The 13,474-nt window shown below is 45.2% G+C and carries 15 protein-coding genes and 1 pseudogene; 13 read left to right on the top strand and 3 right to left on the bottom strand.

Translation table 11 applies throughout. The features are described from left to right. The first annotated feature begins 11 nt into the window (after positions 1 to 11). Positions 12 to 2,399 carry a phenylalanine--tRNA ligase subunit beta gene (pheT, locus tag RJ32_RS08110; RefSeq protein WP_034821081.1) on the top strand — a complete coding sequence of 796 codons (2,388 nt, stop codon included), beginning with the start codon at positions 12 to 14 and terminating at the stop codon, positions 2,397 to 2,399. A gap of 3 nt (positions 2,400 to 2,402) precedes the next feature. Beyond that, positions 2,403 to 2,699 (top strand): integration host factor subunit alpha, encoded by a 297-nt coding sequence (locus tag RJ32_RS08105; RefSeq protein WP_011234639.1) that lies wholly within the window; start codon positions 2,403 to 2,405, stop codon positions 2,697 to 2,699. Between the two features lie 45 nt (positions 2,700 to 2,744). Here RJ32_RS08105 and RJ32_RS08100 read toward each other — a convergent pair whose 3' ends face one another. The 3 genes from RJ32_RS08100 to RJ32_RS08090 form a co-directional block, all read right to left on the bottom strand. Next, positions 2,745 to 3,422, bottom strand: coding sequence for a ChrR family anti-sigma-E factor (locus RJ32_RS08100; protein ID WP_011234638.1), 678 nt, complete (start codon positions 3,420 to 3,422; stop codon positions 2,745 to 2,747). Continuing rightward, positions 3,412 to 4,032, bottom strand: coding sequence for a sigma-70 family RNA polymerase sigma factor (locus tag RJ32_RS08095; RefSeq protein ID WP_034821078.1), 621 nt, complete (start codon positions 4,030 to 4,032; stop codon positions 3,412 to 3,414). The genes RJ32_RS08100 and RJ32_RS08095 overlap by 11 nt, the downstream gene beginning before the upstream one ends. Before the next feature lie 88 nt (positions 4,033 to 4,120). After that, positions 4,121 to 4,699 (bottom strand): LON peptidase substrate-binding domain-containing protein, encoded by a 579-nt coding sequence (locus RJ32_RS08090; protein ID WP_034821075.1) that lies wholly within the window; start codon positions 4,697 to 4,699, stop codon positions 4,121 to 4,123. Between the two features lie 145 nt (positions 4,700 to 4,844). Here RJ32_RS08090 and RJ32_RS08085 point away from each other — a divergent pair. The 11 genes and pseudogenes from RJ32_RS08085 (at position 4,845) to RJ32_RS08035 (ending at position 13,473) form a co-directional block, all read left to right on the top strand. Beyond that, positions 4,845 to 5,779, top strand: a pseudogene (locus RJ32_RS08085) (YbgA family protein). A gap of 2 nt (positions 5,780 to 5,781) precedes the next feature. Beyond that, positions 5,782 to 7,188 (top strand): deoxyribodipyrimidine photo-lyase, encoded by a 1,407-nt coding sequence (gene phrB / locus RJ32_RS08080; RefSeq protein ID WP_034821072.1) that lies wholly within the window; start codon positions 5,782 to 5,784, stop codon positions 7,186 to 7,188. Then, positions 7,181 to 7,615, top strand: a complete 435-nt coding sequence (locus RJ32_RS08075) for a nuclear transport factor 2 family protein (RefSeq protein ID WP_034821069.1) — start codon at positions 7,181 to 7,183, stop codon at positions 7,613 to 7,615. Before phrB ends, RJ32_RS08075 begins: the two co-directional genes overlap by 8 nt. Further along, a complete protein-coding gene (locus RJ32_RS08070; RefSeq protein ID WP_034821066.1) occupies positions 7,612 to 8,343 on the top strand; it encodes an SDR family NAD(P)-dependent oxidoreductase in 732 nt (243 codons plus the stop codon). The genes RJ32_RS08075 and RJ32_RS08070 overlap by 4 nt, the downstream gene beginning before the upstream one ends. Continuing rightward, on the top strand, positions 8,340 to 9,614 hold the full coding sequence (locus RJ32_RS08065) for an NAD(P)/FAD-dependent oxidoreductase (RefSeq protein WP_034821063.1): 1,275 nt from the start codon (positions 8,340 to 8,342) through the stop codon (positions 9,612 to 9,614). Before RJ32_RS08070 ends, RJ32_RS08065 begins: the two co-directional genes overlap by 4 nt. Beyond that, positions 9,611 to 10,333: a DUF1365 domain-containing protein gene (locus tag RJ32_RS08060; RefSeq protein WP_011234630.1), complete on the top strand. Its 723-nt coding sequence runs from the start codon at positions 9,611 to 9,613 to the stop codon at positions 10,331 to 10,333. The genes RJ32_RS08065 and RJ32_RS08060 overlap by 4 nt, the downstream gene beginning before the upstream one ends. 21 nt (positions 10,334 to 10,354) lie before the next feature. Then, positions 10,355 to 11,593 (top strand): cyclopropane-fatty-acyl-phospholipid synthase family protein, encoded by a 1,239-nt coding sequence (locus RJ32_RS08055; RefSeq protein ID WP_034821060.1) that lies wholly within the window; start codon positions 10,355 to 10,357, stop codon positions 11,591 to 11,593. Further along, positions 11,593 to 12,093: a DUF2878 domain-containing protein gene (locus tag RJ32_RS08050; protein WP_034821058.1), complete on the top strand. Its 501-nt coding sequence runs from the start codon at positions 11,593 to 11,595 to the stop codon at positions 12,091 to 12,093. The genes RJ32_RS08055 and RJ32_RS08050 overlap by 1 nt, the downstream gene beginning before the upstream one ends. Before the next feature lie 3 nt (positions 12,094 to 12,096). Next, positions 12,097 to 12,603, top strand: a complete 507-nt coding sequence (locus RJ32_RS08045) for a chalcone isomerase family protein (RefSeq protein ID WP_011234627.1) — start codon at positions 12,097 to 12,099, stop codon at positions 12,601 to 12,603. 1 nt (position 12,604) lies between these two features. Continuing rightward, entirely contained in the window at positions 12,605 to 13,132 is a 528-nt protein-coding gene (locus RJ32_RS08040) for a DUF3833 domain-containing protein (protein WP_034821055.1), read from the top strand. An 83-nt stretch (positions 13,133 to 13,215) separates the two neighbouring features. Continuing rightward, on the top strand, positions 13,216 to 13,473 hold the full coding sequence (locus RJ32_RS08035) for a DUF3912 family protein (RefSeq protein ID WP_011234625.1): 258 nt from the start codon (positions 13,216 to 13,218) through the stop codon (positions 13,471 to 13,473). Position 13,474 lies beyond the last annotated feature (1 nt).

Below are 13,474 nucleotides of genomic sequence, written 5' to 3'. Positions count from 1 at the left end.
GGCAGTAAGCAATGAAATTCAGTGAACAATGGTTAAGGGAATGGGTTAACCCCGACATCAGCAGTCATGAATTGAGTGAACAGCTCAGTATGGCTGGTCTTGAAGTAGATGCTGTTGAGCCGGTTGCCGATGAATTCCATACTGTCGTCGTTGGTGAAGTGATTGAATGTGGTCCTCACCCGGACGCAGATAAACTGCAAGTGACTAAAGTTAACGTTGGTGAAAACGAGCCGGTGGATATTGTTTGCGGAGCGTCCAATTGCCGCTTAGGCATTAAGGTTGCTGTTGCTAAAGTTGGGGCGGTATTGCCCGGCGATTTCAAAATTAAGAAAGCGAAGCTTCGCGGTCAGCCGTCAAACGGTATGCTGTGCTCGTTTAAAGAGCTGGGCCTTATTGATGAGCATGATGGTATTATTGAGTTTCCGACTGATGCTCCGGTTGGAGAAGATTACCGTAAATACCTGCAACTTGACGACAACAGCATCGATATCGACTTAACTCCGAATCGTGGTGACTGTCTGAGTATCCGTGGTATTGCACGCGAAGTAGGGGTATTGAACCGTCTGGATGTCACCTCGCCAGAAATCCTTGAAGTGACTGCGAGTATTGAAGATACGCTAAGCATTAGTTTGTCTGCGGCTGAGCAATGTCCGCGTTATTTAGGCCGTGTTATTAAAGGTGTCGATTTAACTCGCCCAACGCCGGTATGGATGACAGAAAAGTTAAGACGCAGCGGTATTCGTAGCATTGACCCGGTAGTTGATGTCACTAACTACGTGTTGCTTGAATTGGGTCACCCTATGCATGCTTTTGACCTCGACTCGCTGGAAGGGAACATTGATGTTCGCTTAGCGAAGCCGAAAGAGCAGCTGACCTTATTAGATGAGCAACTGGTTGAGCTGGACGAAGATACATTGGTTATTGCTGACGAGAAAAAAGCATTAGCCATGGCGGGTGTCTACGGTGGTAAAAACAGTGGTGTAACCGAAAACAGTAAAAATATTTTTCTGGAAAGCGCTTTCTTTGCACCAGATGCCATCTTAGGCAAAGCGCGCCGTTACGGGTTACATACCGATGCGTCTCATCGTTATGAGCGCGGCGTAGACCCTCAGCTGCAGCGTACGGCAATGGAAAGAGCTACAGAATTACTTTTGGCAATTTGCGGCGGTGAAGCAGGGCCGGTAACCGAAGCGGTTGCAGAAGCATTTTTACCTAAGCGTGACGGCATTACCCTAAGAGCCAGCCGATTGGCTAAAGTACTGGGTGTCAGCATTGCTGATGACAATGTCACTGAAATTCTTGAGCGTTTAGGCTTCGATGTTTCATTTGACGGTGAACAGTGGCAGGTGGGCATTCCGTCATACCGTTTTGACTTGAGCATTGAAGAAGACTTAATTGAAGAAGTTGCCCGGGTTTACGGTTACAACTCAATTCAGGCAGCACCGCCGGCGGCGCAACTGCGTATGACTGAGCGTAGAGAAAGCCAGCTTAGTACCCATCAACTGGTGGATGCTATGGTCAGCCGTGGTTATCAGGAAGCGATAACCTACAGCTTTGTTGATCCAAAACATCAGGCACTGATGTTTGATGAAACCGCAGCGCTGACTTTGCCACACCCAATTTCGGTTGATATGTCTTCTATGCGCGTGAGCCTATGGCCGGGATTAGTCGGCGCGGTTGCTCATAACCAGAAGCGTCAGCAGTCTGTGCTGGCTTTCGTAGAAACGGGTTTACGATTTATTCCAGACGAGTCAGCTGAAAACGGTGTTCGTCAGGAAGCGGTTATCAGCGGTATACGTTCTGGTAAAGCGCATTCAGAACACTGGTCAGAAGGTGACCGTGCGGTTGATTTTTATGACGTAAAAGGTGATGTTGAAGCTTTGTTAGCTCAAACAGGCAATGCTGCGGCGTTTCGTTTTGTTGCATCACAAAACCCAGCACTGCACCCGGGGCAATCAGCGGCAATTTACCGAGGCTCTGAAAAAATCGGTGATATCGGCGCTTTGCATCCTAAGTTTGATAAGGCTTTAGGCCTTAATCAGCGCACCTTTGTGTTTGAACTGGCGTTATCAGCCGTGACTGAGCGACCGTTACCGCAAGCCAAGCCGGTATCTCGTTATCCTTCTATTCGTCGCGACCTTGCTGTTGTGGTTGATAAGGACCTTGCGGCAGGTGAGCTGATAGCTGCGATGGAAAATGTTGGCGTAAAACAGTTAGTTGACCTAAACTTGTTTGACGTTTACATCGGTGATGGTGTGGCAGAAGGTAAACAAAGCTTGGCTCTATCCGTTACTTTGCAAGACAGCGACAAAACTTTGGAAGAAGCGGAAGTCACTGAGCTTATGACTAAATTTATTGAGACATTAAAGAGTGAGTTTAATGCAACATTGAGGGATTAAACTATGGCGCTGACCAAAGCAGAACTGGCAGAAGTGCTGTTCGACAAATACGGTGTTAGTAAACAAGATGCCAAAGTGTTAGTTGAAGATTTTTTTGAAGAAATCAGAGTTGCTTTGGAAAGAGGCGAGCAGGTGAAGTTGTCAGGTTTTGGCAATTTTGAACTGCGAACTAAAAATCAGCGCCCTGGGCGTAACCCGAAAACGGGCGAGGAAATTCCTATTTCAGCGCGTCGGGTTGTCACCTTCAAACCTGGTCAGAAATTTAAAAGTCGAGTCGAAAACGCAGAACCCGAGGATTAACCTCGGGTTCTTTTTTATTTGAGTCTGTACTTATGTCGCCGGAAATTAACGAAAGAAGAGCTGGCTAAAGGGATTCAGTAACCGGCTGATGCCTGAAGTAAAATGCAAGGGCGCGTCCAGCGTAGCCAGAGTTAAGCAGTCTTCATCCTGAGTTTCCGGAGTATGGGTACGACTGGGGTCTAACAAAATAAAATCACCGTCCCGGTACTCGCTCTGCTCGTCATTAAAAACACCATCAATAACCAGCGTCGCCTCTTTTCCTTTATGCGTATGCTCAGGGAGTTTTGCGCCTGGTGCCATGTAAATCAAGTTCGTCTGATTTCCATTGTCCAGAGTTAATGGTGCGCGCCAGAGTTTACCGACCAGTTTCGACCACTCACCAATGCGGTGACTATTGTGCGCCAGGGTACGAGGCAGTGTAAAACGACGACCTTCCAGAGAGAGCATCTCATTCGGTTGGTGTGCTTGTTTGTTACATGCAGAAGACGCGAAAATGGCTTCCAGCATTTGGTCACACTGAGACTTGCTCATTGTTGTACTGGCAACACTAACCAATGTATCTAAATTTTCTTCACACAGCTTCTGCTCAATCTCACACACGGTTTGACGACACGCTTTACACATATCGATGTGTGTGCCGACAACTAACGTCATTGCCGCGCTAAGATCGCCAGAGGCGTACTGGTATAAAAGGCCTTCGCCTGGGTGTGATTTAATCATCATCGACTATCAACTCTTTCAATTTTTTTAATGCTAGACGAGTTCGGGACTTAATTGTCCCTAAAGGTACTCCCAGAGCGTCAGAGACTTCCTGCTGAGATTTACCTTCAATATAAATCTTCTCAATAACAACCCGTTGTGCATCAGGCAATTGAGCGTAATAAAAAGAAATTTCCTGCATCAGAACATCGTGATCCAATGCGTAACCGTCATCGAGGCTATCGTTCTGCTCGGAGAGAATCGGCCAGAGTTCATCAGCACTGATATCATCTTTGCGTTTTTTGTTCTTACGAAGCAAATCGAAGCGGATGTTACGAGCTATGGTAAATATCCAGGTAGAAGGAGAGCCACGGTCAGGCTTGAACAAGTGAGCTTTATGCCAGACGTTAGTCATGGTTTCCTGGACGAGATCCATAGCCGTTTGTTCATTACCAAATTGTCTTGTAGCGTAAGATTGTAGTTTTGGTGCAAATAACCTAAAGAGTTCACTAAAGGCAGCGCGATTTCTATTTTCTGCAATCTTTGCCAGCAGTTCCGCTGCTTTCTCGGCAGCGTCTGTCTGGGTGGTAGCCATAGACCCCCGTTTCGATGTTCTTTCTGACACCATTTGCATAATTAGACCTGCTTCTTTTCACACAATGTTCTAACTATTACGGGGTGTTGAGAAAATGGATCACCCAGATGGCAGAATGTTTACTCAATTAACGAATTAAGTCTAACAGATATTCTTTTGCTTTTAGACAACTTTCGCATCTTATCAGCTCTTGTTTTGTATAGACGTCCAGAGGCAGTATTTCAAGCCACCTTGAACAAACCCAGTCAAGTTTCTCGTAGCCGAGATCAGGTAACAACTCGGAAAGTTCCGGGTAGGTCTCGAAAGCTTCCTGTAATCGAGTCTTGAGTTTATCGGCTGCGTTATCCAGAGAAAGTTCAGGCCAGTTTTCGAGGTACTCTATTTTCCCAAACCTTAATTTATCGCTTTCAGACCAATGCTCGTCAATACGAACCCGACTTTTCCCTTCAACGGTTATACCGAGTAAGCCATCATCTCTTGGTTCAAAATCAATAATCTTTACTGTGGTGGCGTAAGGAAGAAGGTAATCGCTTGATGTCGTTGCATGTTCGTTGTTAAACATGGCCACCACAAACTCACTGTCATTTTGCAGACACTCTTTTACCAGCCTGGTGTAGCGCGGCTCGAACACCTTCAATTTCATGCGTCCGCCCGGCATTATATGCGAGGTAAGCGGGAATAGCGGTAACTGCTGATACTGCTGCATATAACCTCATTTGGCTAGTAGTTTGAACAATTAAGAAACATTACGTTGAGGTGGGTCTGGTTGGATCTTTTTTATCGAATAAATGCCAAACTATTTTTATCGATATACCGTACATTATCATCAGTGAAATTCAACAGGGGTTAAAATGACAAAGTTAAAAGTGGGTATTAGTTCCTGTTTAATGGGCGACGAGGTCCGGTTTGACGGGGGACACAAGAAGTCCGCATTCTGTGTTGATGAATTAAGTCGACACATTGAACTGGTACGGTTTTGCCCGGAAGTTGGTATTGGAATGCCGGTGCCAAGACCGACTATTCGCCTTGAGCAACATGACGATGTACAGGCGGTAGTGCCCAAAACCGGTGAAAATATTACGTCACAGCTAGCTGCCTTTGCCGATAAGGTTCAGGTTAAAGTAGAGCAGTTAAGCGGTTACATTCTATGCGCAAAATCTCCCAGCTGCGGTATGGAGCGGGTCAAGTTATATGATCCGGAAACCGGGCATGCACAAAAAGCTGGAATGGGAATTTTTGCCGCGCGGCTTAAAGAAAAGAATCCCGCTTTGCCTTTAGAAGAAGATGGCCGGCTCAATGACCCGCATTTACGTGAAAACTTTGTGATACGGGTTTATGTGTTTAGTCAATGGAAAGAAATGACGCAGAAGCTTTCCAAACATCAGCTTTTGCAGTTTCACCAGCGCTGCAAGCTACTTTGTTAGCTCATAATCAGCAGCGTTACCGCGAGTTGGGTAAACGTCTGGGTGAACAAGAAGTCATCGACAGTGCCTTTGCGGAGCAATATATCATTGATGTGATGGATGCTTTATCAAAACCGGCGTCGCGTAAGAACCACACCAATGTACTTCAACATATCCAGGGTTATTTTAAAGCGGATCTTGCTCATGAAAGACGAGAAGAGCTGAGTGATATCATTCTCCAGTATCACGATGGCATTCTCCCTCTGATGTCCCCTCTAACGTTAATACGGCATTATTTGCGCGAGTTTCCGAAAGAATATTTAGAAGGGCAATGGTATCTGACGCCATATCCCGATGATTTAAAATTACGTTATGGGCTGTAGTGATGCGAGAAGCAATTTGGTTTCGTAGTGATTTAAGAATTTTAGACAACCCGGCCGTGTTTTCTGCATGCCACGGCGATGAGCCACCCTTGGCTATATTTTTTGTGTGCCACGAAACCTGGAAAAGCCATGACTGGGCACCGATAAAAGTTGACTTTATTTGGCGAAACTTAGAATGCCTGCAGCAGGATTTAGCCGAAAAGGGCATTGAGTTGCAAGTGCAGTTAGTCTCCAAATTCAGTCAGGTTCCAGGGGCTTTACGATCCTTCTGTCGGGAAAATAAAATTGCCCGGGTACATATTAATGCGGAATATGCGCTGGATGAAAAACGTAGAGACGCAGCTACCAATGCGGTACTAAGCAATGATGATATCGAACTGGTTTCGCATCATGGTAACTTGTTGGTGTCGCCCGGAGAGGTCAGAACACAACAAGGTGACTACTACAAAAAGTTCACGCCTTTTAACCGGCGGTGGCGACAAGTATTAAGCGAAAAAACTTACAGCGAACCGCTGCAAATTAAATCTTTTTCTCCGATAACCGCAAAAGGCCTGCCTGAATGCCCGTTGGAGAGAAAAGATTCGTCTGACTGGAGTGCCGGCGAGCAACAAGTTTTGGGGAAACTGGGTCAATTCGTTGGCCACAGTGTTGATGATTATCAACAAGCCCGAGACTTGCCTGCACAAAACGGAACCTCACAACTTTCCGCTTATTTGGCGCAGGGCGTTATCGGACCGCAGACGGCTGTCCGGGCATTACACAAGTTTTCGCCGGAGTTTCCGTTTGGGCTTGCTTCCGGGGCTGATACCTGGCTTACGGAACTGGCGTGGAGAGAGTTCTATCAGCATTTAATGTACTTTGTGCCGCGTTTATCAAAAGGTGAGAGCTTTCAGTCTGAAACTGACAGCATTCAGTGGTTAGAGGACGATGACGCTTTCCAACGCTGGTGTGATGGCCGAACCGGGTATCCAATTGTTGACGCCGGAATGCGTCAATTGACATCAACCGGATGGATGCACAACCGCTTAAGAATGATCACAGCTAATTTTCTGGTAAAAGATCTATTAGTGGATTGGCGAAAAGGTGAAGCCTTTTTCATGCAGCATTTAATTGACGGGAGCTTTCCGGCAAACAATGGCGGCTGGCAATGGAGTGCTTCGGTCGGAACTGACGCCGTTCCATATTTTCGTGTTTTTAATCCGGTTAAGCAAAGTGAGAAATTTGATCCTGACGGGCAGTACATTCGTAAATGGGTAGAGGAACTTAAGGAAGTACCAACAAAGTATATTCACTGGCCTCATAGTTGGCTTCAGCAACAAAGCAGTAATAACTATTGCGAACCCATGGTCGAGCACAAGTTTGCTCGTGAACGATTCCTAACAACGTTTAAGCAGGTGAAAAATGGATAACAGTGAATTAGTCGAAAAACTCAAAGAGCTCTACGATGAGCTGAAAACCGAAAACCTTGATGAGCTGGATGAGTTATACCATGACGAAATTTCGTTTACTGATCCAATACAACATGTCGTCGGGCTGGACGACTTTAGCAAGTATCTAAAACACACAATGGAAAACGTTGAGTATTGTCACTTTGCCTTTGACGATGAATGCGTTGGGGAAGAGCAGGCGTTCCTTACATGGCAGATGCGTTACGCACACCCCAAGCTCGCCAATGGTATGGAAATTATTCTGCCGGGAGTTTCGTATTTAACCTTTGAAGACGGCAAAATCAGAGAACAAAGAGATTATTACGATCTTGGCGCAATGCTTTATGAACACGTACCGCTAGTCGGCTATGTCATTGATAAAATTAAAAATAGGCTAACAGACGAATGAAAGTCTTAATTACTGGAGCTTCATCAGGTATTGGGCGCCAGCTGGCTCTGGATTATGCAGCTGATGGCAATGACGTTGTTGTGTGCGGAAGAAATAACGACGCGTTGTTAGAGGTACAAAAACAATATCCTGAAAAAATAACCTGCAGCGCCTTTGATATTACCGACAAAGAGTCAGCAAAAAATGCGTTAGCACAAATTAACGATATTGATGTTGCCATACTGTGTGCGGGTGTGTGTGAATACCTCGACGTTAAAGCGTTCGATGCCGACATGTTCGAGCGGGTGTTTAAAGTGAATGTATTCGGCACAATGAATTGCGTGGAAGCTTTACTTCCTCAGTTCAGTGACTCGGCGCGCCTGGTCATTGTTGACAGCCTGGCGAGACTTCTTCCGTTCACCAGGGCTCAGGCTTATGGCGGTTCGAAAGCGGCAATGCACTATATTGCCCGGGGGCTGGAAGTTGATTTGAAACCTCAGGGAATCAAAGTTCAAACCGTCTCACCCGGGTTTGTGAAAACACCAATGACTGATGCCAATGATTTTGAAATGCCAATGCGCGTTGACGTTGAGTTTGCGTCGAAGGCAATAATAAAAGGCATTAATAAGAACAAACGGGACATCGCATTTCCGTGGCTATTTAGTAGCCTTCTGAAGTTAATGTCTATTTTGCCGGAAGGCTTACAAGTGAAACTATCAGAACAAATGGCAAGGAAGCAGTCGTCATGAAGATAGCCGTTATTGGAAGTGGTATTGCGGGTCTTACCAGTGCTTATTATTTAAGTCGTGAACATCAAGTCAGTGTATTTGAGAAAAATGACTATATTGGCGGGCATACATGCACCAGCGATGTAAAAATTAATGGCAGTATGTATGCTGTGGATACAGGCTTTATCGTTTTTAATGACAAGACGTATCCACGCTTTAAACGCTTGTTGACAGAGCTGAAAGTGGCCTGGCGCGACACTGAAATGAGTTTCAGTGTACGTGACCCTAAGTCGGGACTGGAGTTTAACGGACATAACTTAAATACACTGTTTGCACAGCGGAAAAATTTGTTTAGCTTGTCTTTTTACCGTTTGTTACGGGGGATTCTGAAATTTAACGCTGCCGCTAAAAGCGCGTTAGAAGAGGATGTCAGCGAAGCGGACAATGTCACGTTGGCAGAATTTCTTACTCGGCACGATATTCCGGAATCGGTCTCGCAGTACTACTTATTACCAATGGTTTCGGCTATATGGTCTGCAAGCCTGGCCGATGCGAAGGACTTTCCTCTGGGCTTTTTCTTACGTTTCTTTGATAACCATGGGTTATTGAATGTTAGCGACCGTCCTCAGTGGCACACGCTGGTTGGTGGTTCTCACGCGTACATTCCTATGCTGACCGAACCGTTTAAAGAAAGGCTTGAGCTAAACAGTGAAATTGTTGCGGTTAAGCGCCAACAGGAACAGGTTGTTCTTGTTTTTAGTAATGGCGAGGAACGGTATTTTGATGAAGTGGTTTTCGCCTGTCACAGTGACGAGGCGCTTGCTTTACTTGACGATGCCAGCCCCGACGAAAAACGTATTCTTGGTGAGATAAAATATTGCCCGAATGAGGTTGTTCTGCATACAGACGAGAATTTGTTACCCAGAAACCGACGTGCCTGGGCAAGTTGGAATTACCTATTAAGAGAAGATGATGCAGCAGAAGAACAACCCAGTTCAGTAACCTATAATATGAATATCCTGCAAGGGTTGCAGTGTGATAAAACCGTATGCGTTACATTGAATAATACAGCTGCCATTGACTCTGATGAGATTATTAAAACCTTTACCTATGAACACCCGCAATATTCTGTTCAGTCTTTAAAAGCCAGAGCAGAACGAAATGCGATTTGCGGAAAGAACAGCACCCATTTTGTTGGTGCTTATTGGTATAACGGTTTTCATGAAGACGGCGTAAGAAGTGCTATTGATGTTGCTAACCGTTTGAATACTGAAGCGATTGATAACTCATGAAGAGCGCCATATATTGGGGCGATGTTTTTCATGTAAGACATCGCCCCAAACATCATGCCTTTAATTACCGTTTTCAACAATGGTGTATTGATTTATCTGAACTCGATCAAGTCAGTTCTATAAGCCGTTGGTTATCCTGTAACAGTTTTGCTCCCCTTTGGTTTCGTCGAAAGGACTACCTAAAAGATGAAGAGGGCAATTTACACCAGGCGGCACTAAAGAAAATGTCCTCCCTTGCCGGGAAAGATTTAACCGGTCAGGTTCTATTTGTCGGTAACTTACGTACCTTTGGAATTTTTTTTAGCCCCATTAATTTGTATTTTCTTCGGCAGGACAATGACGAATATACGCACATGTTAGCTGAAGTCAGTAATACGCCCTGGCTGCAACGTCATTATTACTTGGTCGATTTGTCAGAAGAGTGTCCTGAAACCGTAAAGCAATTCCACGTTTCTCCATTTAATCCTATGGATATGACCTACCACTGGCAGATAGAGCCACCCACCGAGAGTTTAAAAGTCACTCTAAGCGCCCACCAGCAAGAGAAAGATTTTGTTGCCGGTATGAAATTAAATAGACAACCGCTAAACCGTACTGAAGTTTACCGCGTATTAAGAACAACACCTGTTATGGCTCTAAAAATTATTGGGGGCATTTATTGGCAGGCGTTAAAGCTTTTTATCAAGCGGGTTCCATTTTACGGAAACCCTGGTAACTAAAATAATTAGAAGGCAGTTTGTATGTCCAGTGGTGAAACAACTATGGTAGCGCCTATTCAGTATGGTGTGTTGGATAAGCTTTTCCGAACTATCGCTTTTAAACTACTAGCTCATTTGCAGTATGGGCAGTTGACGATAAAAGAGAAAGGCACGTTCATTGAAACTTTCGGGCATCCCGATAAAGACCTGAACGCTGAAATTGACGTGAAGGATTCATCTTTTTACCGTCGCCTGGTTACTGGTGGCAGTATTGGTGCAGCCGAGTTGTATATTGATAAGCATTGGGATACCCCCGATTTAACCTCGGTTATTCGTATTTTTGCCCGTAACTTACCGGCCTTAGATAAATTAGAAACGCGACTGGCCTGGTTAACTTTTCCCTTTAACAAATACCAGCACTGGAGTAATCGTAACCACAAAGGGCAGGCTAAAAAGAATATCTCCGCTCACTACGATCTGGGCAACGAGCTCTATACCCGTTTTCTTGATAGCGCAATGCAATATTCCAGTGGCTTATTTAAAGAGCCTGCCGACTCACTGGAGCAAGCACAGTGCAATAAAATGCAACGCTTATGCGATTCGCTTGATTTAAAGGCGCAGGACCACCTGTTGGAAATAGGCACGGGCTGGGGCGGCCTGGCCATTTATGCAGCCAAAAACTACGGTTGCAGGGTAACCACGACGACCATTTCTGATGAGCAGTTTCAGTACGCTAAGCAGCAAGTTGAAGCGGCGGGCTTGTCCGACAGAATTGAACTGTTGAAGCGTGACTACCGTGACTTAGAAGGGCAGTACGACAAGTTGGTCTCGGTTGAAATGATAGAAGCGGTAGGAAAGGAATACTTACCGACTTTTTTCAAAACCTGCAACAAACTATTGAAAGAAGACGGAAGAATGTCGTTACAGGCTATCACTATTGCCGACCAGCGAGCGAAATCCTATGCTCGCTCTGTAGATTTTATTCAAAAGCATATCTTCCCCGGTGGTTTCCTTCCGTCTTTAAGCCAAATGACGCAACTGTTTACGCGTTACACCGACTTGGTGGTACGTGACGTACATGACTTCGGTTTGAGTTACGCAAAAACCCTGAGACAGTGGGAAGAGCGTTTTAACGCCCATGAAAGCGAGCTCGAAAAGCTTGGTTACGATGAACGCTTTTCCAGACTTTGGAATTACTATTTCAGCTATTGTGAAGGCGGCTTTCTGGAACAACGGGTATCGGTTGTTCAGGTTACCGCTAGCAAATCGCAGGCCTACTAATGACTTCTATTCAGCATAAAATTGTCAGTTTTGTTCTGTTCAATGCGCTTTGGTTAAGTGCCGTTTCCGGCCGTGAGAACTATATTGTGCTTAGTGGCGTTTTATTAGCCTTGCAATTTTTCTATAGCATTGCCGTAGCCAGGGTCAGCTGGACCTTAATTTTGCGGCTGTTTGCGGTTGGATTATTGCTGGAAGCAATTGTGATTAGCCTGGGCGTTATCGATTTTGCCGGAGGATACTTTCCTTTGTGGTTGGTCATGCTGTGGCTGGGTTTTTCATCTATGGCGCCGGTTGCACTGGACTGGCTTGCACCTAAACCAGTATTAGCTGTTCTGCTCGGTGGCGTTTCAGGCCCCTTAAGCTATGTTGCAGGAATAAAGCTTAATGCAGCAACCGTTGACTCAATGCCCATTGTTATTGCCTGTTATGCCGCTGTATGGGGACTAATGATGGCGTATTTTGTTTTTTCCATGTCACCTAAGAAAGAACAGGGAGTGTAAAGTATGAGATTCATTTTATGCGGAATTATTGCGCTTTTCAGCCTTAATTCCTATGCCGCTGAATGCACCGCTTCCGTACCCGATGACTTTTCTAAAGTTGGGCAAACTCGGCTCAGCGTGTATTTCTGGGACGTTTATGATGCCACTTTATATAGTCCGTCAGGTAAGTATAAGCAGGACGAACGACAAGCTTTGTTACTGGCGTACCTGCGTGATATTAAGGCGAAAGATCTTATCGAGACAACGGAAGAAGAATGGCAGAAGCTGGAACTGAATAGCGATAAACATGAGCAATGGTTAGAAAAACTGGACTCCATCTGGCCTGACATTAAAGAGGGCGACTGCCTGCTCTTAGTTGAGAAGAAAGACGGGACAGCTGAATTTTACCAGGGCGATAAGTTGCTGGGCGAAATTGAAGATAAAGACTTTACTGAGCAGTTTTTAGCTATTTGGTTGTCGGAAAATAGCCGTTTTGAATCTGAGCGCAATGAACTCATTGGGGAGAAATAAAATGAAGGCTTTAAAGGTTTTAGGTTTTACTGTTTTACTCAGTTTGCTTGCGGCGTGCTCAACCGGCATTGATGCCTATAAATCAGCAGAGCCAAAGTTAAAGCTTGAAGAGTTCTTTAACGGTGAATTGGTTGCGTATGGTATTGTTCAGGACTACAGCGGTGAAGTGATTCAGCGTTTCGAGGTTACCATGACAGGTACCTGGGAAGGTAACGAAGGCGTTCTCGATGAACATTTTACTTATGCTGATGGTCGTGAGCAGCAACGAGTCTGGCACATAACGAAAACCGGTCCGAATAGCTATGAAGGGCGTGCAGACGATGTTGAAGGCGTTGCTAAAGGTACAACAGCAGGCAATGTTCTTAACTGGGAGTACCAACTGGAAGTTGTGGTAGACGGCGAGCCTCTGGTATTGACGCTGGATGACTGGCTGTATCTTATTGATGAGAACAATATGATCAACCGTACCGACATGTCTAAATGGGGCTTCCCTGTTGGTGAGATAACGCTTTATATTGGTAAGAAATAAATATCAAGAATCTCTGTCGGTGACCGATAATAGGAGTATAATCCTGGTATTGATATAGCCTTATAAGGTTTAGGGAAACGGCAGTGGCAATTAATTATCCGACATTTTCTTATAACAACCCCCGCATACAAGGGCAGACGATTTTTATTAAGCGTGGACCGCATCAGGGGAAGTTAGGAATTATAGCAAAAACACTGGATAACGACCGCTTCCTGGTGTCTCAGGCTGACTTTGGTTCTGAAAAAGTCATTTTCAAACGTAGTGACTTCCTGGTGCACCGTTACCGTAAAATTAGAGTTCCAATAGATCGCGTTGCCGGCAAAAATCCGGACGTTCTATAAC

Origin of the sequence: Idiomarina sp. 28-8 (assembly GCF_000320945.2) — a bacterium.
GTDB lineage: Bacteria > Pseudomonadota > Gammaproteobacteria > Enterobacterales > Alteromonadaceae > Idiomarina > Idiomarina loihiensis.
Note: the sequence above shows the minus strand (reverse complement) of the source record. Positions and strands in the feature narration are given on the sequence as shown.

Bases quoted from the DNA above. Each gene is read 5' to 3' on its own strand.
- pheT (WP_034821081.1), top strand. From the start codon at position 12: ATGAAATTCAGTGAACAATGGTTAAGGGAATGGGTTAACCCCGACATC.
- RJ32_RS08105 (WP_011234639.1), top strand. From the start codon at position 2,403: ATGGCGCTGACCAAAGCAGAACTGGCAGAAGTGCTGTTCGACAAATAC.
- RJ32_RS08100 (WP_011234638.1), bottom strand. From the start codon at position 3,422: ATGATGATTAAATCACACCCAGGCGAAGGCCTTTTATACCAGTACGCC.
- RJ32_RS08095 (WP_034821078.1), bottom strand. From the start codon at position 4,032: ATGCAAATGGTGTCAGAAAGAACATCGAAACGGGGGTCTATGGCTACC.
- RJ32_RS08090 (WP_034821075.1), bottom strand. From the start codon at position 4,699: ATGCAGCAGTATCAGCAGTTACCGCTATTCCCGCTTACCTCGCATATA.
- phrB (WP_034821072.1), top strand. From the start codon at position 5,782: ATGCGAGAAGCAATTTGGTTTCGTAGTGATTTAAGAATTTTAGACAAC.
- RJ32_RS08075 (WP_034821069.1), top strand. From the start codon at position 7,181: ATGGATAACAGTGAATTAGTCGAAAAACTCAAAGAGCTCTACGATGAG.
- RJ32_RS08070 (WP_034821066.1), top strand. From the start codon at position 7,612: ATGAAAGTCTTAATTACTGGAGCTTCATCAGGTATTGGGCGCCAGCTG.
- RJ32_RS08065 (WP_034821063.1), top strand. From the start codon at position 8,340: ATGAAGATAGCCGTTATTGGAAGTGGTATTGCGGGTCTTACCAGTGCT.
- RJ32_RS08060 (WP_011234630.1), top strand. From the start codon at position 9,611: ATGAAGAGCGCCATATATTGGGGCGATGTTTTTCATGTAAGACATCGC.
- RJ32_RS08055 (WP_034821060.1), top strand. From the start codon at position 10,355: ATGTCCAGTGGTGAAACAACTATGGTAGCGCCTATTCAGTATGGTGTG.
- RJ32_RS08050 (WP_034821058.1), top strand. From the start codon at position 11,593: ATGACTTCTATTCAGCATAAAATTGTCAGTTTTGTTCTGTTCAATGCG.
- RJ32_RS08045 (WP_011234627.1), top strand. From the start codon at position 12,097: ATGAGATTCATTTTATGCGGAATTATTGCGCTTTTCAGCCTTAATTCC.
- RJ32_RS08040 (WP_034821055.1), top strand. From the start codon at position 12,605: ATGAAGGCTTTAAAGGTTTTAGGTTTTACTGTTTTACTCAGTTTGCTT.